The 23,622-nt window shown below is 61.2% G+C and carries 21 protein-coding genes; 9 read left to right on the top strand and 12 right to left on the bottom strand.

Annotation, left to right across the window (positions count from 1 at the left end; translation table 11 throughout):
• Nucleotides 1-173: 173 nt before the first annotated feature.
• The 3 genes from EDF70_RS00205 to EDF70_RS00195 are packed head-to-tail and all read right to left on the bottom strand — an operon-like array spanning nt 174 to nt 1,651.
• The gene (locus EDF70_RS00205; RefSeq protein WP_132271252.1) at nt 174-674 is read right to left on the bottom strand and encodes a GNAT family N-acetyltransferase; all 501 of its coding nucleotides are present in this window, start codon (nt 672-674) and stop codon (nt 174-176) included.
• The gene (locus EDF70_RS00200) at nt 671-916 is read right to left on the bottom strand and encodes a DUF982 domain-containing protein (protein ID WP_132272501.1); all 246 of its coding nucleotides are present in this window, start codon (nt 914-916) and stop codon (nt 671-673) included. Before EDF70_RS00200 ends, EDF70_RS00205 begins: the two co-directional genes overlap by 4 nt.
• Before the next feature lie 42 nt (nt 917-958).
• Entirely contained in the window at nt 959-1,651 is a 693-nt protein-coding gene (locus tag EDF70_RS00195; protein WP_132271251.1) for a GntR family transcriptional regulator, read from the bottom strand.
• Between the two features lie 317 nt (nt 1,652-1,968).
• Here EDF70_RS00195 and araD point away from each other — a divergent pair, with 317 nt between their 5' ends.
• The 4 genes from araD (at nt 1,969) to EDF70_RS00175 (ending at nt 6,437) form a co-directional block, all read left to right on the top strand.
• Nucleotides 1,969-3,720: an L-arabinonate dehydratase gene (gene araD / locus EDF70_RS00190; protein WP_132271250.1), complete on the top strand. Its 1,752-nt coding sequence runs from the start codon at nt 1,969-1,971 to the stop codon at nt 3,718-3,720.
• Nucleotides 3,721-3,731: 11 nt separating this feature from the next.
• Nucleotides 3,732-4,457: a ribonuclease activity regulator RraA gene (locus tag EDF70_RS00185; RefSeq protein WP_132271249.1), complete on the top strand. Its 726-nt coding sequence runs from the start codon at nt 3,732-3,734 to the stop codon at nt 4,455-4,457.
• Nucleotides 4,458-4,701: 244 nt separating this feature from the next.
• On the top strand, nt 4,702-5,730 hold the full coding sequence (locus EDF70_RS00180) for a four-carbon acid sugar kinase family protein (protein ID WP_132271248.1): 1,029 nt from the start codon (nt 4,702-4,704) through the stop codon (nt 5,728-5,730).
• 2 nt (nt 5,731-5,732) lie between these two features.
• Nucleotides 5,733-6,437, top strand: coding sequence for a FadR/GntR family transcriptional regulator (locus tag EDF70_RS00175; protein ID WP_132272500.1), 705 nt, complete (start codon nt 5,733-5,735; stop codon nt 6,435-6,437).
• A 217-nt stretch (nt 6,438-6,654) separates the two neighbouring features.
• On the opposite strand, the gene EDF70_RS00170 is transcribed toward EDF70_RS00175, so the two are convergent.
• The 3 genes from EDF70_RS00170 to EDF70_RS00160 are packed head-to-tail and all read right to left on the bottom strand — an operon-like array spanning nt 6,655 to nt 9,925.
• Nucleotides 6,655-7,776: an iron-containing alcohol dehydrogenase gene (locus EDF70_RS00170; RefSeq protein ID WP_132271247.1), complete on the bottom strand. Its 1,122-nt coding sequence runs from the start codon at nt 7,774-7,776 to the stop codon at nt 6,655-6,657.
• Nucleotides 7,773-8,732, bottom strand: coding sequence for a 4-hydroxythreonine-4-phosphate dehydrogenase PdxA (gene pdxA / locus EDF70_RS00165; RefSeq protein ID WP_132271246.1), 960 nt, complete (start codon nt 8,730-8,732; stop codon nt 7,773-7,775). Before pdxA ends, EDF70_RS00170 begins: the two co-directional genes overlap by 4 nt.
• 2 nt (nt 8,733-8,734) lie before the next feature.
• Nucleotides 8,735-9,925 carry an exo-alpha-sialidase gene (locus tag EDF70_RS00160; RefSeq protein ID WP_132271245.1) on the bottom strand — a complete coding sequence of 397 codons (1,191 nt, stop codon included), beginning with the start codon at nt 9,923-9,925 and terminating at the stop codon, nt 8,735-8,737.
• A gap of 352 nt (nt 9,926-10,277) precedes the next feature.
• Between EDF70_RS00160 and EDF70_RS00155 the strand changes: the two genes are divergently transcribed.
• The 5 genes from EDF70_RS00155 to EDF70_RS00135 all read left to right on the top strand — a co-directional run bounded on the left by EDF70_RS00155 (nt 10,278) and on the right by EDF70_RS00135 (nt 16,286).
• On the top strand, nt 10,278-11,795 hold the full coding sequence (locus EDF70_RS00155; protein ID WP_132271244.1) for an ABC transporter substrate-binding protein: 1,518 nt from the start codon (nt 10,278-10,280) through the stop codon (nt 11,793-11,795).
• A gap of 111 nt (nt 11,796-11,906) precedes the next feature.
• Complete coding sequence (locus EDF70_RS00150; protein ID WP_132272499.1) at nt 11,907-12,821, top strand: ABC transporter permease; 915 nt, start codon at nt 11,907-11,909, stop codon at nt 12,819-12,821.
• Between the two features lie 14 nt (nt 12,822-12,835).
• Entirely contained in the window at nt 12,836-13,768 is a 933-nt protein-coding gene (locus tag EDF70_RS00145) for an ABC transporter permease (protein WP_132271243.1), read from the top strand.
• Entirely contained in the window at nt 13,761-15,380 is a 1,620-nt protein-coding gene (locus EDF70_RS00140; protein WP_132271242.1) for an ABC transporter ATP-binding protein, read from the top strand. Before EDF70_RS00145 ends, EDF70_RS00140 begins: the two co-directional genes overlap by 8 nt.
• 24 nt (nt 15,381-15,404) lie before the next feature.
• Complete coding sequence (locus tag EDF70_RS00135) at nt 15,405-16,286, top strand: dihydrodipicolinate synthase family protein (protein ID WP_132271241.1); 882 nt, start codon at nt 15,405-15,407, stop codon at nt 16,284-16,286.
• A 117-nt stretch (nt 16,287-16,403) separates the two neighbouring features.
• Here EDF70_RS00135 and EDF70_RS00130 read toward each other — a convergent pair whose 3' ends face one another.
• The 6 genes from EDF70_RS00130 to EDF70_RS00105 form a co-directional block, all read right to left on the bottom strand.
• Nucleotides 16,404-17,246, bottom strand: a complete 843-nt coding sequence (locus EDF70_RS00130; RefSeq protein WP_132271240.1) for a dipeptide ABC transporter ATP-binding protein — start codon at nt 17,244-17,246, stop codon at nt 16,404-16,406.
• A complete protein-coding gene (locus EDF70_RS00125) occupies nt 17,243-18,115 on the bottom strand; it encodes an ABC transporter ATP-binding protein (RefSeq protein ID WP_132271239.1) in 873 nt (290 codons plus the stop codon). The genes EDF70_RS00130 and EDF70_RS00125 overlap by 4 nt, the downstream gene beginning before the upstream one ends.
• A 2-nt stretch (nt 18,116-18,117) precedes the next feature.
• On the bottom strand, nt 18,118-19,038 hold the full coding sequence (locus EDF70_RS00120; RefSeq protein WP_132271238.1) for an ABC transporter permease subunit: 921 nt from the start codon (nt 19,036-19,038) through the stop codon (nt 18,118-18,120).
• Nucleotides 19,039-19,054: 16 nt separating this feature from the next.
• Complete coding sequence (locus EDF70_RS00115; protein WP_132271237.1) at nt 19,055-20,059, bottom strand: ABC transporter permease subunit; 1,005 nt, start codon at nt 20,057-20,059, stop codon at nt 19,055-19,057.
• A 159-nt stretch (nt 20,060-20,218) separates the two neighbouring features.
• Nucleotides 20,219-21,814 (bottom strand): ABC transporter substrate-binding protein, encoded by a 1,596-nt coding sequence (locus EDF70_RS00110; RefSeq protein ID WP_132271236.1) that lies wholly within the window; start codon nt 21,812-21,814, stop codon nt 20,219-20,221.
• A gap of 394 nt (nt 21,815-22,208) precedes the next feature.
• Nucleotides 22,209-23,354: a hypothetical protein gene (locus EDF70_RS00105; RefSeq protein WP_132271235.1), complete on the bottom strand. Its 1,146-nt coding sequence runs from the start codon at nt 23,352-23,354 to the stop codon at nt 22,209-22,211.
• Between the last annotated feature and the right edge of the window lie 268 nt (nt 23,355-23,622).

The raw sequence follows: 23,622 nt of genomic DNA, 5'->3' as shown, positions 1-23,622 counted from the left end.
CCCCCCATGTGGGGGAGATGTCACCGAAAGGTGACAGAGGGGGGTATGCGACGGCGCGGCATATGACAGAAAAGCGGTATTTGCGCCAGGATTATCCCCCTCTGCCCTGCCGGGCATCTCCCCCACATGGGGGGAGATCGGATGGGCGCACCCTTGATATTCCCACTTCAATTCTACCGCGAAAACTCCATCACCATCTCATGCCAGGCCAAGCCGCCATGGTCCGACTCCGATGGCTTCACATAACGATAGCCGAATTTTTCATAGAGCCCGACATGGCTGTCACGGCACATCAGATGAATGGTCTTCTTGCCCATCGCCCGCATGCGCGCGATGAACTCCCGCATCAGCAGCGTCGAATATCCCTGCCCCTGAAAAGCCGGATCTACCACCACCGACATGATCACCACATTTTCCGCATCCGGATCGTGCCCGACCAGTTCCTTGAACGCCTCATCCGCCATCACGACGTTGTCCGCGCCGCCGCTATTGATGAAACCGACGATGCGGCCACCGAGCTCCAGCACCAGAAACCCTTGCGGATATTCACCGATCCGCAACGCGATCTTGTCCAGCGTCGCCGCCTCGTCGCCCTCGTAAGCGGAAATCTCGATCTCGTAACAGCGCGCCGCATCCGCCGGCACGGCATCGCGAAACAGCGGTTCGGGCGTCATTTGCCGACCAGAATGCCGGCCTCGACGGCGGCGGCGACAAAGGCCTGACGCGCGTCCTCGTCCGGGCGCTTGCCCTTGGAGACATCGGCAAAGATCAAAAGCGCCTTGTCCAACGCCGGTTCGTCCTCGATCGGCCAGTCCTCGATCATCGCCCAGGAGGCCGCCTGTGTCGTGTCGATCGACGTTTCGACCGGCGGTTCGCCGATCATTACCACGACCGGTTTGCTCCAGGGTTTCTGCATCATCTCAAGTCCCGTTCTGAAAGTCGCCCCTCTTAGAGCCTTTCAGCGGAGAATGTAATCGGGAAACTCGGCGCTGATCACATCGATGATCGACAGCGTGCCGGACAGGTGTTTTCGAAGCGCCGCCGTCGCCACATCGGCCTTGCCGGAGCGAACGCCTTCGACGATCGCCTCGTGATCGGAAAGCACCGTCTGCATCTTGCCCGGCATCGGCAGGTTCAGCCGCCGCAAACGGTCGAGATGCACGCTCTGGCGCCGCACATTCGCCCATAGCTGCTCGATGCCCATGCGCTCAAAAAGATGCCGGTGGAATTCGCGGTCGATCTCGTCGAACCGGTCATAGGTTTCCGGCGTCGCCACGGCCCGCTGGCGCAACAGGATTTCGGAAAGTTCCGCCGCCGTTGCCTCCGGGCGATCCTCCGTCAGTCGCCGCACCGCCTCCAGTTCGATCGACAGCCGCAAGAACTGCGCCTGGCGCGCATGGCCGATATCGATCTTGGCGACCACGGTGGCATATTGCGGATAGACATCGACCATGCCCTCCTCCTGCAGCCGCATCAGCGCATCACGCACCGGCGTCTGGCTGACCCCGAATTCCATTTGCAGGCTGGAGCGCGACAGGACCGTGCCGGGCACCAATTCCACTTTCAGGATGCGCTCCCGCAGGATTTCATGCACCTGCAAGGCCACCTGCCGCGACCGATCCAGCTGCCCGCCCCTCACCATTCCACTCATGCTGTCGATCCACCCTTTCTCTAGTCACTTGCATTAAAACACAGTTTTCGGGTTGATGCACTGATGTTTTAGTGCTTCAATGCCGTTATTCGCTTTGGGAGAGGCGAGAACCGGGCCGGATCTTCATCCGCGTCCGCACCGTGGAGGAGGAACCATGCGACTGCTGATATGCGGCGTCAACACGCCAGTCACGACCGCCCACGCGCCCTAGCAGGCGCCCGCCATTCACCTTCCAGATCATTGTTAGACGGCCCCTCGAAGCGGGCCAAGCCGGAAAAGGCGCGGACCTTTCACGGCACCTAAAAAGGTCGATTGCCATGCCAGAAAGCCCCCTGCCCAAGACGAAAACGCCCGAAACCTTGAGAAGCGCCCGCTGGTTCGCGCCCGACGACCTGCGCTCTTTCGGCCACCGCTCGCGCATGATGCAGCTCGGTTATTCGGAGGAAGAGTTTCGCGACAAGCCGGTGATCGGCGTGCTCGACACATGGTCCGAACTCAACACCTGCCATGCGCATTTCAAGGAACGCGTGCAGGATGTGAAGCGCGGCGTGTTTCAGGCCGGCGGTTTTGCCGTGCAGATGCCGTCGCTGTCGCTGGATGAAAGCTCACTGAAACCCACATCGATGCTTTACCGCAACATGCTGGCCATGGAGACGGAAGAGATGATCCGCGCCCATCCGCTCGATGGCGTGGTGCTGATGGGCGGCTGCGACAAGACCACACCCGGCCTCGTCATGGGCGCGATCTCGGCCGGCGTGCCGATGATCTACCTGCCCGCCGGCCCGATGTTGCGCGGCAATTACGCCGGCAAGATTCTGGGCTCCGGTTCGGACGGCTGGAAATACTGGGACGAACGCCGCGCCGGCAATATTACCGACGAGGAATGGCTGGGCGTGCAGGGCGGTATCGCCCGCTCGGCCGGCACCTGCATGACCATGGGCACCGCCTCGACCATGACGGCGATTGCCGACGCCATGGGCCTGACGCTGCCCGGCGCGTCCTCCATTCCGGCCGTCGATGCCAACCACCAGCGCATGGGCGCCGATTGCGGCCGCCGCATCGTCGACATGGTCTGGGAAGACCTGACGCCGGATAAAATCGTCACCGACGCCGCCTGTCGCAATGCCGCGATCGTCGCCATGGCTACCGGCTGTTCCACCAATGCCGTTGTACATCTGATCGCCATGGCCCGCCGCGCCGGTGTTGACCTCACGCTCGACGATCTCGATGCGCTCGGCCGCGTCACGCCTTTGATCGCCAATGTCCGCCCGTCGGGCAAAGACTATCTGATGGAGGACTTTTTCTATGCCGGCGGGTTGCGGGCACTGATGAAACAGATGGAAGACCGGCTCGACCTATCGGTCATGACCGTCACGGGCCGCACCATGGGTGAAAATCTCGAAGGCGCAAAAGTCTATAACGACGACGTCATCCGGCCGCTCTCCAACCCGGTCTATCACGAAGGTTCGCTTGCGGTGGTGCGCGGCAATCTCTGCCCCAACGGCGGCGTCATCAAACCGGCCGCCTGCGACCCGAAATATCATGTGCATCAGGGCCCGGCCATGGTGTTCGACAGCTACCCGGAGATGAAGAAGGCGATCGACGACGAGAACCTCGATGTCACGCCCGACCATGTTCTGGTGCTGCGCAATGCCGGCCCGCTCGGCGGCCCCGGTTTTCCCGAATGGGGCATGCTGCCCATCCCCAAGGCACTGATCAAGAAGGGCCATCGCGACATGCTGCGCATTTCCGATGCCCGCATGTCCGGCACATCCTACGGCGCCTGCGTGCTGCATGTCTCGCCGGAAAGTTTTATCGGCGGGCCGCTGGCGCTCCTGAAAAACGGCGACATCATCCGTCTCGATCTGCCCAATCGCTCACTGGACATGCTGGTGAGCGACGAGGAACTGGCGCGCCGCAAGGCCGAATGGAAGGCGCCCGAACCGCGTTTCCAGCGCGGCTATGGCTGGATGTTCTCAAAACACGTCACCCAGGCCGATCAGGGCTGCGATTTCGATTTTCTGGAAACCGGCTTCGGCCAAAAGGCCGGCGAACCGGACATCTATTGAGGAGGAAAATTATGACCGATTACGTGCTGAGCGAAACAACACGCGAGAAATTCAAGAAGATTTCCACCGCATCACTGGCCACCGCCATGTTCAAGCGCGGCTTGCGCAACCAGTTCATCCAGGGTGTCGTGCCGGTTTCGCCGAAGACGGAAACCATGGTCGGACAGGCGTTTACGCTGCGCTACATCGTGGCGCGTGAGGACCGCAACCCTATCACCGTGTTCCGCAATGCCGACCATCCGCAGCGCGTCGCCATCGAAACCTGCCCGGCCGGCCAGGTGCTTGTCATGGACAGCCGCAAGGACGCCCGCGCCGCCACGGCCGGCTCGATCCTGATCACCCGGCTGGCGCTTCGCGGTGCCGCCGGTGTCGTCACCGATGGTGGTTTTCGCGATGCAGCCGGCATCGGCGCGCTCGACATGCCGTCCTATCACGCCCGCCCGTCGGCCCCGACCAACCTCACCCTGCACGAGGCGATCGACATCAACGTGCCGATCTCCTGCGGTGATGTCGCGGTGTTTCCGGGCGACGTTCTGGTCGGCGACAATGACGGCGTGATGGTCATCCCAGCGCATCTGGCCGAGGAACTGGCGGATGAATGCACGGCGATGGAAAGCTACGAGGCTTTCGTGCTCGAACAGGTCAATGCCGGCACGCCGATCATCGGGCTTTACCCGCAGACCAAGGACGAGTTCCGCGACAAATACGAGGCGTGGCGCAAGGCAAACGGCCGCTGACCACACCGCCTGCTCCGCGACACAGACGAGAAACGCATGGCCCTCCCGGCCATGCGCTTCTTGCGTTTCAGGCACCCGACAAACACCGGAACTCCCGAAAAAGCTGTAATTCCAACAGCCTCACACGTCCGTCCGAAATTGCGTATATGCAAACCGTAATTTGTCATACTGATCCGCACGGAATATTGACATCTAAGCGTTTTTTAGTGGTATAAAGATTACAACATAAAACTGGTACCATGACATGCTCGCCATTCTCGCAGACGATCTGACCGGCGCGCTGGACTCCGCGGCCCCCTTTGCCGGACGTGGTCTGCGCACCGAGGTGGCTTTGGCCCGCGAAGCGATTGCCGGCATCGTCGCGGATAGTCCCGACGTCATCTCCATCAATCTCAACACCCGCGAGATCGGCGCGGATGAAGCCCGCGAAACAACCGCTGCGGTGATCGCCCTGCTGCCGCCGGGCACGCGCCTGTTCAAGAAGGTCGATTCCCGCCTCAAGGGCAATATCGTCGCCGAACTCGACGCCACTCCGTTTTCGCGCGCGCTGGTCGCCCCCGCTATCCCGGAATTCGACCGGATCGTCGAAGGTGGTGCCGTTCGCGGTTTCGGCGTCGACACACCGATCGTCATCGCCGAAAAGCTCGGCCCCCATGCGGCCCACGCAACGACACCCGGCACAGGCACATCCGCCGACATGGATGCCGTGCTCGATGCCGCACAGACAGACGGCACCGACCTTTTGATCGGCGCACGTGGCCTTGCCGAAGCGCTGGCCCGCCGCATGACGCAAAAGCCCGAGGCAAAACCGGCAAACATCCCGACCGGCCGCGCCACCTTTGTCATCGGCTCGCGCGATCCGATCACGCTTGCCCAGATCGATGCATTGCGCGCCGGCCATGATCTTGATTACCGCGCGGCGCCGAATGGCCGGATCACCGACACACCGAATGCCGATGCGGCACTGACGCTGGTTCAGGCAACACCGGGCGCGAGCGACATCAATCCGGCGCTGGTCTCGGAAGCACTGGCCGAGGGCCTCAAGAACAGCCTTTCGGATTACAAGGGCACGCTGCTTCTTTCCGGTGGCGCCACCGCCGAAGCGGTCATGCGTGCGCTTGGCGTTACCCGTTTCACCCTGCATGGCGAATGCCTGCCAGGCCTTGGGCTTGCGTCGAACGAGGGACGCTGCATCATCGCCAAATCGGGAGGATTTGGCGGGCCGGAGACGTTGAAGAGGATTGCGGACATGGTCCTGGGGAGGGCAATTTGAAGATGGGACTGGAAACGGGAACCGCCCGCAAGGGCTTGGCCGATATCGTGTTCGAACGCATGCTGCGCGCCATCAAATCCGGCGCCTACAAGCCGGACGAACGCCTGCCGACCGAACATGATCTTGCCGCCGAATTCGAAGTATCGCGCCCGGTCATCCGCGAGGCGCTGAAACGCCTGCGCGACCAGAGCCTGATCTATTCCCGCCGTGGCGCCGGCAGCTTTGTGCGCTCCGTGGGCCTGCGCAATCCGCTCGGTTTCGGCCAGCTGGAAAACGTCGCCGATCTTTTGAACTGTTACGAGTTCCGCCTGACGCTGGAACCGGCCGCCGCCGCGGCCGCCGCCACCCGCCACGATGCCGACAGCCTGAAGGCGATCCGGCAGGCACTGGAACTGCTGCGCGACGCCACAAACCGCCAGTCACACCGCGAGGATGCCGACTTCAAGTTTCACCTCGCCATCGCCCGCGCTGCCCAGAACAACTATTTTTCGACCGCCATGGAAGCGCTGAAAGACCACATCGCCGTTGGCATGAAGTTTCACGGCGCCTCGATCAAGCGCGAGGCCTCCGGCCTGACGCGTGTGTTCGGCGAACACGAAGCGATTGCCGCAGCCATCGCCAACCGCGATGAGGATGAGGCGCGGCGCCTGATGCTGGAGCATTTGAAGGGGTCGCGCGAACGGCTGTTTCAGTCGTCGCATCAGTAGGATTGACCGGCGAACAAGGACCGCTAAAGCCCCTCCGCCGTCATCCCAGGGCTTGTCCCTGGGATCTAACCACAGCGCAACAAATTCAACGCGGCAGATGCTCGGGACAGGCCCGAGCATGACGACCATGGGTGGGTAGGCGCCTTTTCCCCCTCTCCCCAAAAACCAAAAAGGCGGCACGATCGCTCGCACCGCCTCCCTCCTCCAAACCAGCTCCTTAGAAGCTGGCCCGGTAAATCGCCAGAACGTCCTCGACGCTCATATCGGCAGGATTGTTGTCCATCAGCCGGCGGATGGCATGCGCATCGGCGGCAAAGCGTGGCAGGTCGGCTTCATCAGCACCATGTTTGGCAAGCGACATCTCGATGCCGAGATCGGCACAGAATGCATGTGCCGCACCACTGAGATCAGCCTGCGACAGGCCTTTTCCAAAACCAAGCGCTTCCGCCACTTCCGCCGTCTTGTCCGCCACGACCGGCTGATTGAAGGCCAGAACATGCGGAAAGACGATGGCGTTGGCCAGCCCATGCGGCAGATGTAGAAGCGTGCCGAGCGGATAGGCGATGGCATGGCCGGCCGCCGTATTCACCGGCCCAAGGCAGATGCCGCCGTAATAGGAGGCCAGCATCAGCCCTTCGCGCGCTTCCCGATCCGATCCATCCTTGACCGCGCGGGCCAAAAATTTGCCGACGAGCGAAAAACCCATACGGGCAAAACCGTCGATCATCGGATGCGCGCGTTTGCTGGTAAATGCCTCGACGCAATGCGCCATGGCGTCGACACCGGTTGCGGCCGTGACGGCCGGCGGAACCGAATAGGTGAGTTCCGGGTCGAGTACCGCAAGGTCAGCGATCAGATGCGGGCTTTCGACCGCGATCTTGTTGCCCTTGACCGGATCGGTGATCAGCGAGCGGATGCCTGCTTCCGAGCCGGTTCCGGCCGTGGTCGCCACCTGCGCCAGTCGCGTACTTCTCCCCGCCACCTTGTTGGGGCCGGCAACATCGGCCAGCGTCTGTTCGCCATCCCAAAGGGCGGCCACCAGCTTGGCGACATCCATGACCGAGCCGCCGCCGAGACCGACGACGAGATCCGGCTTCGCCGCCCGCGCCGCAGCCAAAGCCGCATCAAGCGTGGCGATTTCCGGCTCGCCAGGAATGGCGTCGAACAGGGTGACCTTGCCCGGCAGTTTCAGCCGATCGACAAATCCGGCGGTGATCGGCGTCGCAATCACCAGCGTCGAGGAAACCTCGCCGGCCCAGGGACCGACTTCACCGACCGTGCCGGCACCGACGATCAGCCGCTTGGGCTGATGCAGGATGATGACGGGGGCGCTGCTCATGCCTTGCCCCCCTTGCCGCCGGTTACCAGCTTGCGGGCATAGGCGATCGCTTCCAGCATGTTGCCATGGTTGGCGATGCCCTTGCCGGCAATGTCGAAGGCGGTGCCGTGGTCGACCGAGGTACGGTCGATCGGCAGGTCGACGGAGACGTTGACCGCCGTATCGAAGGCGACGAGCTTGATCGGGATATGCCCCTGATCGTGGTACTGCGCGACCACCAGATCGAAGGCGCCGGAATAGGCGCGGTGGAACACCGTGTCGGCCGAAATCGGACCATAGGCATCGATGCCTTCGGCACGGGCTGCGGCAACGGCCGGTGCGATCTGCTCGTCATCCTCGGTACCAAAAAGGCCGTTTTCGCCGCAATGCGGGTTGATGCCGGCAACCGCGATGCGGGGTGCTGCATAACCCGTGCGCTTCAGGTGGTCATTGCCGGCCTTGATCGTCGCCAGCACCCGCTCGGTGGTGGCGCGGCGGATGGCCTCCTGCAGCGAAACGTGCGTGGAAACATGGATGACCTTCAGTTTTTCCGAGGCCAGCAGCATGTAGGCCGCTGCCGATTTCGTCAGGCTGCGCAGCATGCCGGTATGGCCGTCGTAATGATGGCCGGCAAGGTTGAGCGCTTCCTTGTTGATCGGTGCCGTGACGACGCAGCCGATCACGCCGGCTTCGGCATCGCGCACCGCCTTTTCGATGAAACGGAAAGCCGCATCGCCGGCAACCGGCGACAGCGTGCCCCAGGGCAGCGGCGCGCCTTCGATCGGCAGATCGACGACGTAAGGTGTCAGATCGATATCGACGCCCAGCGCCTTGCGGGCCGCTTCCAGCGTCGGCAGGTTGCCGTAGATACGGGTTGCGGCGCGGTCCGCGTCGCCCATTTCGGCCAGCGCCCGCACCGTGATTTCCGGTCCGACGCCGCAGGGGTCACCCATGGTGATGCCGATGATATTGCTCATGATTATTCTCCCACTGCGGTACTGGCCCAGCCCGGAGCCAGACGAACATATTTAATAGCGCGCCTGTAATAGGTGTAGGCGATGTGAAGACTGCCGTCGGTGCCCTCCAGCAGCCACGGATAGGACATTTCCTTGTTGTGACCGTCGATGGAATTGTTCGACAGGCAGGTGCCCGGACCATCCTCGATGAGGATCCGCTGCGAAAAACTTTTTGCCCCGTCATCGGAAATGCAGACGGAAACCGGTGCGCGCGGCACGCCCCAGATCGGCACGCAGCCGCCATCCGGATTGGCATCCGGCCGGTCGTCATCCTCGCCCAGCTCATCGTAAAGCGAGGCGCGGCGATCGCTCGACATCTCGGCATTCACCGGGTTGCAGATCATCGCGATGCGGCCGTCCTTGAGGCGGGTCGCGGCAACGGAAGAATTGTTGTTGGGCACATCCGTCGCCTGCGGCACGGACCATGTGCGGCCACCATCGGTGCTTTCCGTGCGATAGACGAAATCGGCCTGACGGCGGCGGAACACGGCTGCCAGCCTGTTATCACCGAGCGACACCGGCCCCATGTGTACGCAGCCCGTCGATTGATCGAGATCTTCCAGCACCCAGCTCTTACCGCCATCCTGCGAAATGCCGACCGCGGCGCGGTCATGGCTGCCGTTCCACTTCTGGCCCGGCCGTTGGATGCAGCGAAAGATCGGCAACAGCCATGCGCCATCGTCGCGAATGGTCAGCGGCGCACGAACGAAACAGCCGCGCGGCAGATCGAGATACTCTCCCTCGCCTGCCGTCAGCTTGGTCGGGTCGGCGGCATCGCGCGAAATTTCGGCCATGCGGATGCGGCATTCATCCTGATTGCCGGAGGGCTGCGAGGTGTGGAACAGCACGAGCCTGCCATCGGGCGCGGCAAACAGAACCGGGTTCTGCTCGGAATGTTTTGGGTCAAAGCTCAGCCGCTGCGGTTCACCCCATTGCTCGGAGCCGCCGATCAGAACAGAGGCGAAGACGGAAATATCCGACTTTCCTTCGAGCGTGCCGCCGAACCAGGCGCAGATCAGTGCGCCATCCTCGGTCAGGTGCAGGAAGGATGCGTGGTTCTGGATCATCGGCGAGGCCAGCATGGCCTCATGTCGTCCGCGGCCAACGGCTTTCACCGCACCGGTCATCACGGTTGCAATCTCTTCAGGCGTCATCAGGGTCTCCTCTTACCCACATGAAAATCACCCAAATAACAAAGTTGTCAAGTTTGAAAAATTCGGCAATTTGCCATTGACGATCCAAACTTACGATACATGTACTTGAAATTAAATCGTTTTATGAAAGACAAATTTGTACAAATTGGCAGTTCCGAATATTTAATTTGACAAACTTGCCGAGACATCCGATGGTTTGCGCCAGCCCGCTCATGGCGACGTTAAGGACGGAGGCATCCCGACCGACGCACAGGGCTTTAGGAGGAATGCCTTCGAAATCGCGTGAGCCGAACAGGCCGGAGCGAGACGAACAGCAAGCGGTGCGACCCGCACCAAGAGGGAGGAGAATGACATGAAGACTTCGCATTTGCTTGGAGCCCTGCTGGGTTCTGTCCTCGCACTCGGCACCGGCATCAGCCCGGTTCATGCCGCATCGACGGATATCAAGATCGTTCTGCCGGAAGAGGCCGACCTGCTCGAGCCCTGCATGGCGACGCGCTCCAATATCGGCCGCGTCATCATGGAAAATGTCAGCGAAACGCTGACCGAACTCGACGTGCGCGATAAAAAGGGCGTCATGCCCCGCCTCGCCGAAAAGTGGGAACAGACAGCTGACGGCACATGGCGCTTCCACCTGCGTCAGGGCGTCAAATTTTCCGACGGCAAGGCGTTTGGCGCCAAGGATGTCAAATTCAGCTTTGACCGCATTTTCAGCGACAAGAACATCTGCGAATCCCGCCGTTATTTCGGCGGCATGAAATTCGACGTGAAGGTGGTTGACGAAAACACCATCGATTTCAAGGTCAATCCGGTCCAGCCGATCCTGCCGCTGCTGCTGTCGCTCGTCACCATCGTACCGGAAGGCACGCCGCTGGAATTCGTGCGCGAGCCGGTCGGCACCGGTCCTTACAAACTGTCCAACTGGACACCGGGCCAGCAGATCGTTCTCGATGCGCGTGACGATTATTGGGGCAAGAAGCCCGCCGTCACCAAGGCCACCTACCTGTTCCGCTCAGACCCGGCGGTTCGCGCCGCCATGGTTCAGGCCGGCGAAGCCGATCTTGCACCGTCGATCTCGCAGGTCGAAGCCACCAACGACAAGACCGACTTCTCATACCTCGACAGCGAAACCGTCTATCTGCGTATCGATGGCAATATCGCGCCGCTCAACGATGTCCGCGTCCGCAAGGCGCTGAACCTCGCGATCGACCGTCAGGCCTTCATCGGCACGCTGGTGCCGGAAGATGCCGTTCTCGCCACCGCGCTGGTGCCGCCAACGACGCTTGGCTGGAACCCGGATGTGAAGGTGTTCCCATACGATCCGGATCAGGCCAAGAAGCTGCTTGAAGAAGCCAAGGCTGCCGGCGTGCCGGTCGACACCCCGATCACCGTGGTTGCGCGTACGGCCAACTTCCCGAACGTCACGGAAATCATGGAAGCCGTCCAGGCACAGTTGCAGGATGTTGGTTTCAAGATCGACCTGAAATTCGTCGAAGTCGCCGAACACGAGGTCTACTATTCGAAGCCGTTTAAGGAAGGCCGTGGCCCGACGATTGTTGCTGCCATGCACGACAATTCCAAGGGTGATCCGTCCTTCACCATGTTCTTCAAGTATGACTCGAAGGGCACCCAGTCCGGTTACGCCGATCCCAAGGTCGATGATCTCATCGCCCGCGCTTCGGCCGCCACCGGTGACGAACGTGCAAAACTCTGGTCGCAGCTGATCGCCTATGTCCACGACGATCTCGTCGCCGACGTCGCGCTCTTCCACATGGTCGGTTATTCGCGCGTGTCCGAACGTCTGGACTTCAAGCCCAGCATCGCCACCAACTCCATGCTGCAGCTCTCCGAGATCGGCATCAAGAAGTAACCCACCCATAACCTTAGGGCGATCCTGCACCGACAGGGCCGGGATCGCCCCAATCGAAGCGAAATGGACGACGGTTTCGCGGCCGTCCATTCCAGCAAGATCGAGGTCACCATGCTCAGTTTTATCCGCAAGCGCGCCTTCGCCAGTCTCATCTCGCTCATCGGGCTGCTGGTCATGGTCTTCTTCCTGTCCCGTCTGACGGGCGACCCGGCATCGCTCTTCCTTCCCGTCGAAGCCTCCGCCGAAATGAAGGCAGAGTTCCGCGCCCTTCATGGCCTTGATCAGCCGCTTCTCGTGCAGTTCGGCCAGTATGTCGGCAATGTCGTCACCGGCGATCTCGGCGAGAGCCTGCGCAAGGCCCGCCCTGCCCTTGATGTCGTGCTCGAAGCCTTCACCTGGACGCTCTGGCTCGCCGTCATCACCATGACGCTGGTCACCGTCTGCGCCATCGTCGTCGGCTCGCTCGCCGCCTTCCGCACCGGCGGCTTCTTCGACCGCTTTTCCTCGATGGTCTCGCTGATCGGCGCCTCCGTGCCGGATTTCTGGCTCGCCATCGTCGCCATCGTCGTCTTCGCCATCCAGCTCTCCTGGCTGCCGACCTCCGGCACCGGCTCGCTGTCGCACTGGATCCTGCCGATCTGCGTGCTGTTCGTGCGCCCCTTCGGCATTATCGTTCAGGTGGTGCGCGGCTCGATGATCTCGGCCCTCTCCTCGGCCTACGTGAAGACGGCCCGCGCCAAGGGCGTCAAATCCGGCCCGATCATCTTCGTTCACGCGCTGCGCAACGCCATGCTGCCGGTCATCACCGTCATCGGCGACCAGGCGGCCAGCCTCTTGAACGGCGCCGTCGTCATCGAAACCATTTTTGGTTTCCCCGGCGTCGGCAAGCTGATGATCGACAGCATCCTGCAGCGTGACTTCAACGTCGTGCTGGCGGCGATCCTCGTCACCGCTTTCGCCATCTTCCTCATGAACCTCGTGATCGACATGGCCTATGCCCTGCTCGACCCGCGCATCCGCTACTGAGGATCGATATGACCATGGCCATTCAATCCACACCCACCGCCAAGGAAACCGTTGCCGAGGAGCCGAGCGCCGTCGTGCGCATGGCGCGGATGCTCTGGGCCGACAAGTTCGCCCTCTGTGCCGCCATCTTCCTCGTCTTCGTCATCATCATGGCCATCATCGGCCCCACCCTGCTCGATGATCTCGCCACCAAGCAGAACCTGCGCGGCCGCAACCTCGCGCCTTTCATGTTCGACCGCGAATGGTTCATGTGGCTCGGTGCCGATGCACTTGGCCGCCCGCTCTGGCCGCGCATCATCGTCGCCACCCAGAACACCATCATGGTTGCCGCCGGCGCCGTGCTGATCTCGGCTGTCATCGGCACCCTGCTCGGCCTGATCGCCGGCTTCGCGTCGGAACGCACCAGCCAGATCATCATGCGTCTCGCAGACGTCATCATGTCCTTCCCATCGCTGCTGGTCGCGGTGATCGTGCTTTATATCCTCGGCTCTTCCATCCTCAACCTGATGCTGGTCCTGTCGATCACCCGTATTCCGGTCTATCTGCGCACCACCCGAGCGGAAGTTCTGGAAATCAAGAGCCGCATGTTCGTACAGGCGGCCCGCGTCATGGGCGCATCGTCGAAACGCATCCTGTTCCGTCACATCCTGCCGGTGGTGTTGCCGACGCTGACGACGCTTGCCACGCTCGATTTTGCCTATGTCATGCTGGCCGAAAGTGCGCTTTCCTTCCTCGGCATCGGCATCCAGCCGCCGGAAATCACCTGGGGCCTGATGATCTCTCAGGGTCGCCAGTACCTCACAAACGCGTGGTGGCTATCCTTCTGGCCGGGCCTGGCCATCATTCTCACCACCCTCTCGCTCAACCTTCTGTCCAACTGGCTGCGTATCGCGCTCGACCCCGTCCAGCGCTGGCGCCTGGAAATGAAAGGACCGAAAAATGGCTGATCATCTTCTCGAAGTCCGCAACCTCTCGGTCGATTTTCACACCGCCACCGGCACCGTCCACGCCGTGCGCAACATCTCCTATCATCTCGACCGTGGCGAAACGCTCGCCATTCTCGGCGAGAGCGGCTCCGGCAAGTCGGTCTCGTCCTCGGCGATCATGAACCTGATCGACATGCCGCCCGGAAAAATCGCGTCGGGCGAAATCCTGCTCGACGGCAAGGATCTGTTCAAGATGAGCAGCGAGGCCCGTCGCGAGGTCAACGGCCGCCGCATCGCCATGATCTTTCAGGACCCGCTCAGCCACCTGAACCCGGTTTATACGGTCGGCTGGCAGATGCGCGAGGCATTGAAAACCCACGGCAAGGGCAATAGCGAAGCCCAGGCCGAAGCCCTGCGCCTGTTCAAGCGCGTCGCCCTGCCGGAGCCGGAAAAGGCGCTCGACAAATACCCGCACGAATTTTCCGGCGGCCAGCGCCAGCGTGTCATGATCGCCATGGCGCTTGCGCTCAAACCCGATCTGCTGATCGCCGACGAACCGACCACTGCGCTCGACGTGACGGTGCAGGCGGAAGTGCTGCTTCTCCTCAAGGAATTGCAGCGTGAAACCGGCATGGGCGTGCTGATCATCACCCACGATCTCGGCGTCGTTTCCGAAGTCGCCGACCGCGTCGTTGTGATGGAAAAGGGTCAGCTGGTCGAAAGCGGCACGGTGCGCGACGTCTATCGCAACCCGCAGCATGCCTATACCAAAAAGCTGATCGCCGCCGCCCCCGGCAAGGGCGACATGCACGAACCGGCGACGTCAGGCGAGCCCATCCTCAGCGTCAAGAATGCCAAGAAATTCTACGGCGGCTTCGAAGCTTTGAAAGGCGTCTCCTTCGACCTCAAGGCAGGCGAGACCGTTGCCGTCGTCGGTGAAAGCGGCTCGGGCAAATCCACCCTCGCCCGCATCCTCCTGCGCCTCGAGGAAGCCGATGGCGGCACCGCGGAATGGAAGGGCAAGGACCTTTTCACCATGTCGCCGGGCGATCTGTTCAAGCTGCGCCGCGACCTGCAGATGGTGTTTCAGGACCCCACCCAGTCGCTCAACCCGCGCATGACGGTTTACCAGCTGATTTCGGAGGCCTGGGTCATCCACCCGGAAATCCTGCCCAAGGCCAAGTGGCGCGTGCGTGCTGCCGAACTGCTCGATCAGGTCGGCCTGTCGCCGGAACATATGGGCCGTTACCCGCACCAGTTTTCCGGTGGCCAGCGCCAGCGTATCGCCATTGCCCGCGCACTGGCGCTCGAACCAAAGCTGATCGTCTGCGACGAGGCCGTCTCGGCGCTCGACGTTTCGGTACAGGCGCAGGTGATCAAGCTTCTCGACAAGCTGCGCAAGGAAATGGGCATCGCCTTCATCTTCATCGCCCACGACCTGCCGCTGGTGCGCGATTTCGCCGATTACGTGATGGTCATGCAGAAGGGCGAAGTGGTCGAATTCGGCACTGTTACGCAGGTCTTCGACAACCCGCAAAAACCCTATACCCAGGCGCTTCTCGCCGCCAGCCTTGATCCCGACCCGGACGTGCAGGCCGCAAACCGCAACGCCCGTCTGGCAACAGCATCCTGATTTGATTGATACCGGAGTAGAATGATGACCAAGAAAGCCTTTGTCGCGATCGTGACATGCTTCAACGACGACGAAACGATCAATTACGAAGCGACCCGCGCGCAGGTGCGCCGTCAGGTGGCGGCCGGCAACAACATCATGTGCGCCGGCACCAACGGCGATTTCTCCGCACTCACCTTTGGCGAAAAGGTCAAGCTTCTCGAGGAAGTTGTCGATGAAGTCGGCGGCAAGGTCGATGTCATCGTCAATGCCGGCATGCCCGCCACGTTCGAAACGCTGCAGCTGGCCAAGGAATTCGACCGTATCGGCGTCACCGGCATCGCCGTCATCACGCCCTTCTTCATCGCCTGCACGCAGGACGGCCTGATCCGCCATTTCTCCACCGTCGCAGACGCCGTCAAAACGCCGGTCTATCTCTACGACATCCCGGCCCGCACCCAGAACCACATCGAGCCGGAAACTGCGCGAAAACTGGCCACCCATGGCAACATCGCCGGCATCAAGGACTCGGGCGGCGCGCAGGAAACGCTTGCGGCCTACCTGCAGGTCTCGAAAGAGGTCGAAGGTTTCGAAGTCTATTCCGGCCCGGACCATCTGGTCCTGTGGTCGTTGCAGAACGGCGCTGCCGGCTGCATTTCCGGTCTCGGCAATGCCATGCCGGACGTCCTCGCCGGCATCGTCGGTGGCTTCAACTCGGGCAATATTGCTGAAGCCGAACGTCAGCAGGACATCTACACGGCCTTCCGCACCGACCTCTACCAGCACGGTTTCCCACCGGCCATGGTCAAGCGCGCGCTCTATCTGCAGGATAGTTCCGTCGGCGCCAGCCGCCAGCCGGCTTTGCTGCCGAATGCAGAGCAGGATGCGAAAATTGGCGAGACGCTGAAGAAGTTCGGTTTGTTGTAAGCAGCTAGACAAGACCCAATGAAAAAGGCGCTGCGGATGTCTCCGCAGCGCCTTTTTCAATATCTCATCTCTCTCGGTGGTCATCCTCGAGCCTGACCCGAGGATGACGACCCTGCATCAGGCAGCACTCGCCGCCTTCTTCGCGGCGACACGTGCCCGGATCGATTCCACATCAGCCTTCGGCGTCGCCTTGAACAGGGTCTGCGTGTATTCGTGCTTCGGCGCCGAAAACACCTCGTCGCGCGTGCCGTATTCGACCGCCTCGCCGAAATACATCACCATCACCTCGTCGGCGATGTAACGCACGACGGACAAGTCGTGGCTGATGAACACATAGGTGAGGTTGAACTCGTCCTGCAGGTCGGCCAGCAGGTTCAGAACCTGTGCCTGAACCGAAAGGTCGAGCGCCGAAACAGGCTCGTCCAGCACCAACAGCTTCGGGTTCATCATCAGCGCGCGCGCAATGGCGATGCGCTGGCGCTGACCGCCGGAGAACATGTGCGGATAACGGTTATAGTGTTCCGGGCCGAGGCCGACCTTGATCAGCATTTCGGTGGCGCGGTCACGGCGATCGTTTGCCGACATGTCGGTGTTGATCAGCAGCGGCTCGCCCAGAACATCGCCGATCTTCTGACGCGGGTTGAGCGAACCGTAAGGGTTCTGGAAGACGATCTGCACCTTCTGGCGCATTTCCGAGGTCAGATGACCCGGACGCGTGTCCATCTTCTGGCCGTCGATGATCAGGTCGCCCGCCGTCGGCTCGTCGATGAAGGTGATCATCCGCGCCAGCGTGGACTTGCCGCAGCCACTTTCGCCGACGATTGCCAGCGTCTTGCCGCGCTCCAGCTTGAAGGAAACGCCCTTCACCGCATGGATGGTCTTTTTCGGCTTCATGAAGCCGCCCGGCAGTTCGTAATCGCGCTTGATGTCGCGCACTTCGAGCATGGTATCGGTGCTCATGCATTCACTCCCGTCGCACTGGCAGTAGGTGCCGGTTCCGGATTGCCGTCGAAGAAGTCGGAAACCGTGGTCAGGCGGTCGCCAGTGGCATTTTCAGGCAGGGCAGCCAGCAGCGCCTTGGTATAATTGCTCTGCGGGTTTTCGAAGAGGGAAAGCACGTCGGCCTCCTCCATCTTGCGGCCCTTGTACTGCACGACCACACGGTCGGCGGTCTCGGCCACAACGCCCATGTCATGGGTGATCATGATCAGGCCCATGCCGGTGCGTGCCTGCAGGTCCATGATCAGGTCGAGGATCTGCTTCTGGATGGTCACGTCGAGCGCGGTGGTCGGCTCGTCGGCGATCAGCAGTTTCGGGTCGCAAGCGATCGCGATGGCGATCATCACGCGCTGGCACTGGCCACCGGACATCTGGTGCGGATAGGCGTTGAGGCGCTCTTCCGGGTTAGGCAGGCCAACCAGCTTGAACAGCTCGATGGCGCGGGCGCGGCGGGCCTTTTTGTCCAGCCCGAGGTGAATGCGCAGCACTTCCTCGATCTGGAAACCCACCGTGAAGCACGGGTTGAGGCTGGCAACGGGCTCCTGGAAGATCATTGCGATATCCTTGCCGATCAGCTTGCGGCGTTCGGAGCCGCTAAGCTTCTGGATATCCTGCCCTTCGAACAGCATGCGGTCGGCGGTGATCTTGGCCGTTGCCGGCAGAAGACCCATCACGGCCAGCATCGAAACAGACTTGCCGGAGCCGGATTCACCGACGATGGCAAGCACTTCGGCATTGTCGACGGAAACCGAAACGCCATCGACGGCGCGGAACCAGCCGGTCGAGGTTTCGAATTCGACGGTGAGATTGTCGATTTGTAAGAGCGACATGATCAGGACCTCTTCAGCTTCGGATCAAGCGCATCGCGCAGGCCGTCGCCCATCAGGTTGATGGCAAGAACGGTGATGAGGATTGCAAGGCCCGGGAAGGTGACGACCCACCAGGCGCGCAGGATGAATTCGCGAGCTTCGGCCAGCATCGTGCCCCATTCGGGAGACGGCGGCTGCACGCCCATGCCGAGGAAGCCGAGAGCGGCCAGATCGAGGATGGCATTGGAGAACGACATCGTTGCCTGAACGATCAGCGGTGCGGTGCAGTTCGGCAGGATGGTGCGGAACATCAGACGCAGCGGGCTTGCACCGGCGATGCGGGCGGCGGTCACGTAGTCACGCGACTTTTCGGCCATCACGGCGGCACGGGTCAGGCGCACGAAATGCGGCTGCAGGGTCACCGCGATGGCGATCATCGCGCTGTTGAGACCGGCACCGAGAATGGTGACGAGCACCAGCGCCAGCAGCAGCGACGGGATGGCCAAGATCATGTCCATCAGGCGCATGATGACGGTATCGACCCAACCGCGATAATAACCGGCGATGACGCCGACGACGATACCGGCAACCAGCGACAGCGTGGTGACGACGAGGCCGACGAACAGCGAATACTGGGCGCCGTAGATCAGGCGCGAAAGAATGTCGCGACCGATCGGATCGGTGCCGAGAACATAGGTCCAGCTACCGCCTGCAACCCATGCCGGCGGCTTCAGCACGGCATCACGATACTGTTCGAACGGCGAATGGGGTGCCAGCACCGAAGCGAAGACCGCAACGAAAACCAGCGCGACGAAAACGTAGAGGCCGATGACGGCACCGCGGTTTTCGGAAAAATAGAACCAGAACTCCTTGAGCATCTGGCGGCGCATCTGGGCGGTGGAGACGGGCTCCGCAGCCTTCTGTGTAATGGTGGCGTCGGCCATGGGATTTTGCTCCTTCTTAGTGGCGAATGCGCGGGTTGAGGAGACCGTAGAGAAGGTCGACGATCAGGTTCACCGTCATGATGATCGCAGCGATCAGCAGCAGGCCTCCCTGGATAACGGCATAGTCGCGACGGAAGACGCTATCGAGGATCCACTTGCCGATGCCCGGCCAGGAAAAGATCGTCTCGGTCAGGATGGCGCCGGCCAGCATGACACCAACCTGCAGGCCGACCGTGGTGACGACCGGGATCATCGCATTGCGCAGCGCATGAACACCGATGACGCGGAACGGCGACAGACCTTTTGCGCGGGCGGTGCGGACGTAATCTTCGGACAGAACTTCCAGCATGGCAGACCGCGTCTGGCGGGCGATGACGGCCAACGGAATGGTGGACAGCACGATCGACGGCAGCGCCAGATGGCTGAGCGCCGAGGCAAATGCGCCCTTCTGGCCGGAGATCAGGCTATCGATCAGCATGAAGCCGGTGACCTGCGGGAAATAGAACATCAGCGAGATGCGGCCCGTCACCGGGAACCATTGCAGGATGCCGGAGAACAGGATGATCAGCAGCAGGCCCCACCAGAAGATCGGCATCGAATAACCGACCAGCGCGATGCCCATCAGGCCCTGGTCGAAGATCGACCCGCGCTTGACGGCGGCAATGATGCCGGCCGGAATGCCCAGTGCGATGGCGATGATGATGGCGCAGAAGGAAAGCTCGACCGTCGCTGGAAACAGCGTCAGGAACTGGTCGAGCACCGGCTTCTTGGAAACGATCGAGGTGCCGAAGTCACCGGTCAGAACGCCGCCGAGATAATCGAAATACTGGATGACCATCGGCCGGTCCATGCCGAGCTGCGCGGAAATCTGCGCATGGCGCTCCGGCGACATGACGCGTTCGCCCGAAAGCAGCGCGACCGGATCGCCCGGAAGAAGACGGATGAACGAGAACGCGATGATGGAGACCCCGATGAACGTCGGGATCAGGACGGCGAGGCGCCGCAGAAGGAAGCCAAACATTTTAAGCCTTTGCGGAAAAGGGGCGGGCCAGATTCATGATTTTTGTCAAGCCATGCATCAGACCAATTCGGCGTCACCGCCGTATTTTTGGGCATCTCATAAGAAAATGCCGCAGGAAACGCAATGTCTCCTGCGGCAAAAAGTTGTGATGCTGTCCGATTACTCGGCGATATCGACTGCTTCGAAGGTGAAGTCGCCGAGCGGGCTCTGGGTGAAGCCGGTCACGCCCTTGCGCATCGGAACGACGGCCAGCGAGTGGTCGATCGTGCCCCAGGGTGCATCCTTTTTGAAGATGACCTGTGCCTGCTCATAAAGCTTGCTGCGCTCTTCCTGGTCGGACGTCGACTTGGCCTTCTTCACGAGGGCGTCGAATTCCTGGTTGCACCACTGCGCGCGGTTGTTGCCGCCGACGGCATCGCAGCCGAGCAGGGTGTCGAGGAAGTTGTCCGGATCGCCGTTGTCGCCGGTCCAGCCCATGATGGCAGCGCCGTCACGGTTCTTGTCCTTCGAACGCGACAGGTATTCTGCCCATTCGTAGGAAACGATCTCGACCTTGACGCCGATCTTGGCAAAGTCGTCCTGGATGATTTCAGCGGCGCGACGTGCATTCAGCATGTACGGACGCGAAACCGGCATCGCCCAGACCTTCATGGACAGGTCCTTGACGCCGGCGTCAGCCAGCATCTTCTTGGCGGCGTCGAGGTCGTACGTGTCGTCCTTGATATCGTTATTGTAGGACCACATGGTCGGCGGGATCGGGTTGGTGGCAGGTGTTGCCATGCCCTGGAAGACGGCATCAACGATTGCCGGCTTGTTGATCGCCTTGTTGAGAGCGATACGAACTTCCGGCTTGTCGAACGGAGCCTGGGTCGTGTTGTAGGCGAGGTAGGCGATATTGAGGCCTTCCTGCTCCAGAACCTGCAGGTTCTCGTCAGCCTTCATGGCCTGCACGTCGGCAGCGTTCGGGTAAGGCATCAGGTGGCATTCGCCGGCCTTGAGCTTCTGATAACGAACGGCAGCGTCGGTGGTGATCGCGAAGACGAGATCATCGATCTTCGGAGCGGTGCCCCAGAAATCGGCATTCTTCTTGTAGCGGATGATGGCATCCTGCTGGTAGGCGACGAAGGAGAACGGGCCGGTGCCGACCGGGTTCTGGTTCAGCTGTTCCTTGGTGCCGGCCTTTTCGAGGCTGTCGGCGTATTCCTTGGACAGGATCGACGCGAACGGCATGGCAAGGTTGGCCAGGAACGGTGCTTCCGAACGGGTCAGCGTGACCTTGACGGTCAGGTCATCGACCTTTTCGATCGACTTGATCAGCTTGGGGAAGCCCATGCCATCGGCATATTCCCAGGTGCCGCCGGTGACATACTTGTTCCAGGCGTTCTTTTCGTCGATCTGGCGACCGATGGAGAAGAGGACGTCGTCGGCATTCAGTTCACGCGTCGGCGTGAAGAATTCGGTGGTCTGGAACTTTACGCCCTTGCGGAGCTTGAACGTGTAGACCGTACCATCTGCGGAAATTTCCCAGCTCTCGGCGAGAGCGGCTTCCGGCTGCGTCGTGCCGGGCTTGAACTCGAGAAGGCGGTTGTAGATCGGATGCGCCGATGCGTCGAAGGTCGTGCCGGCGGTGTAGAGACCCGGATCGAAACCTTCCGGCGAACCTTCCGAGCAGAATACGAAGGTCTTGGCGGCAGCGACGGTCGGAAGCATTGGCAATGCAGCCAGTGCGAGTGCGGCGATAAGCGCGCGTTTCATTGGAAAACTCCCCTTTGTGACTTCTTGCCTCTGAGGCACCCCAGAGACAAACACCCGGATTGAACCCGCGGTGTGTCCTCTTACCTTCCCCTGGTGCCAGTGCGAGTCGGTGCGACAGATACAGAACGGCAGGCGGGGGTTGTCAACACACAATATCGGAGTCGGCACCGCCAAGCCAAGATTTACGTTAATGTATCATATCATTTGTTAAAGCAGATGGCGGTTTCGTTGCTCCGCGCAACACAAACGCCTTCATCGGCTCTACTTGAGAGCAAACTTTATAAGAAATACAACAGATCGGAACAGCAGTGTTCAGCACCTGCCGATCCACCTCCCATCACCGGACAACATCCGCAAATAAGCCATCGAACGCAGCCGGCGGGCCGCCTGCGTTTTAGAAGCTTTCGGCCGTTGCCTCGACGGAAACCAACCGCCCGCCCTCGACCTTGTAGATACCCAGCCGGCGCTCGATCGCCCCGTTCGGCGTCAGCCGGAACAGTCCGGTCACGCCACGAAAGCCGGTCTTGCTGGTCAGTGCTTCCGAGGTGATCACCGCCGAACCGGCACTCCTGACGATGCCTGCCGTCATGGCGATACTGTCATAACCCAAAGCGGCATGGATGGAGAACGGCCGTTTATAGGCCGCCTCGTAACGTGCGCCGACCGTGCGCATGGCATCCGGATCGGCGGTGGCGATGAGGACATTCGCGGCAGACGGATCGCCATAGACGCTGGTCGGCCAATGGCTGGTGCCGACGACAGGCAGCGAGGCGGATGTCGCCCGCAAAGCCCGCAGCACGGCACCGACCGCATTGCCGTCACCCATCACCACAGCGGCATTGGCGGCATCGAGCATCGGCTTGCTGCGCGCCAGCAGATCGGAAACAGCACCCGCATCATAACGGATCACACCCGTCACCGTCCCGCCGGCCTGACCGATCGCGGATTTCAGACCCGCCTCTTCCGAAACACCCAGATTGGCCGGCGCCAGTACCACGATCTTCTTCTGGCCGCCCGCGATCACCCGGCGCACGCCTCTGGCAGCGCTGGAAACCTCGTCGAAGCCGAAATTGAAAACCTTTGCCCCCGAAACAGCCGGACCGAGATTGACCAGCGGCGGACGCTGGTCGGGCGCCGATGCGGCAATCGCCGAGATCGTCGCCTGCGGCGCAAAGGAAAGCAGCAGACCGGAACTACGGCTGTTGGCGGCAGAAATCGCAGCCGGCACGGATGAAGGACCGGCAGCCACATCCACCACCTTGATCTTCATCGCTCCGGCTTCATCGAGTTCGCGGATCGCCAGCGCCGCACCGTCGCGGATATCCTTTGAAACGCCCTCGTAATAACCGCTCTGGGACTTGGCCAGCAGCAGGGTAATCTCGGTCGATCCGCGCCCGAATGTCTCTTCCACCGCCGTCGGCGGCGGCTTCAGCGCCTTGTCATTGGCCATCTTGGCGCCAATCGTTTCCGTCTCGCAGGACGAAAGCGCCATCACGCCGGCAACCAGCGCACCGACCTTCAGAAGCCGGACAACGGACACGATCGGGAATGGCCTGCAGATTGCAGAAACCGGACCACGCGAAAGAAAAGGGAGACTGATGAAACGCATCTGTACCGGACCGGCATGGCCTTGTTGGCTGCAACTTACACATGCTAGCGCAGGTAAAACCGCTTAACAAGCAACAATATAAATACGAAAAATTTTACGCAATTTCTCGCAATAATGTTGCACCATTAGTATCCACGCTTACGAACCAGAAATTCAGAGCCGATTGCTAGTCTTATTCCAACAGGAGAGACAACAATGG

The organism is Neorhizobium sp. JUb45, assembly GCF_004343585.1.
Lineage (GTDB): Bacteria > Pseudomonadota > Alphaproteobacteria > Rhizobiales > Rhizobiaceae > Neorhizobium.
The sequence above is the reverse complement of the archived record's forward strand: the minus strand, read 5'-3'. Positions and strand labels throughout refer to the sequence as shown.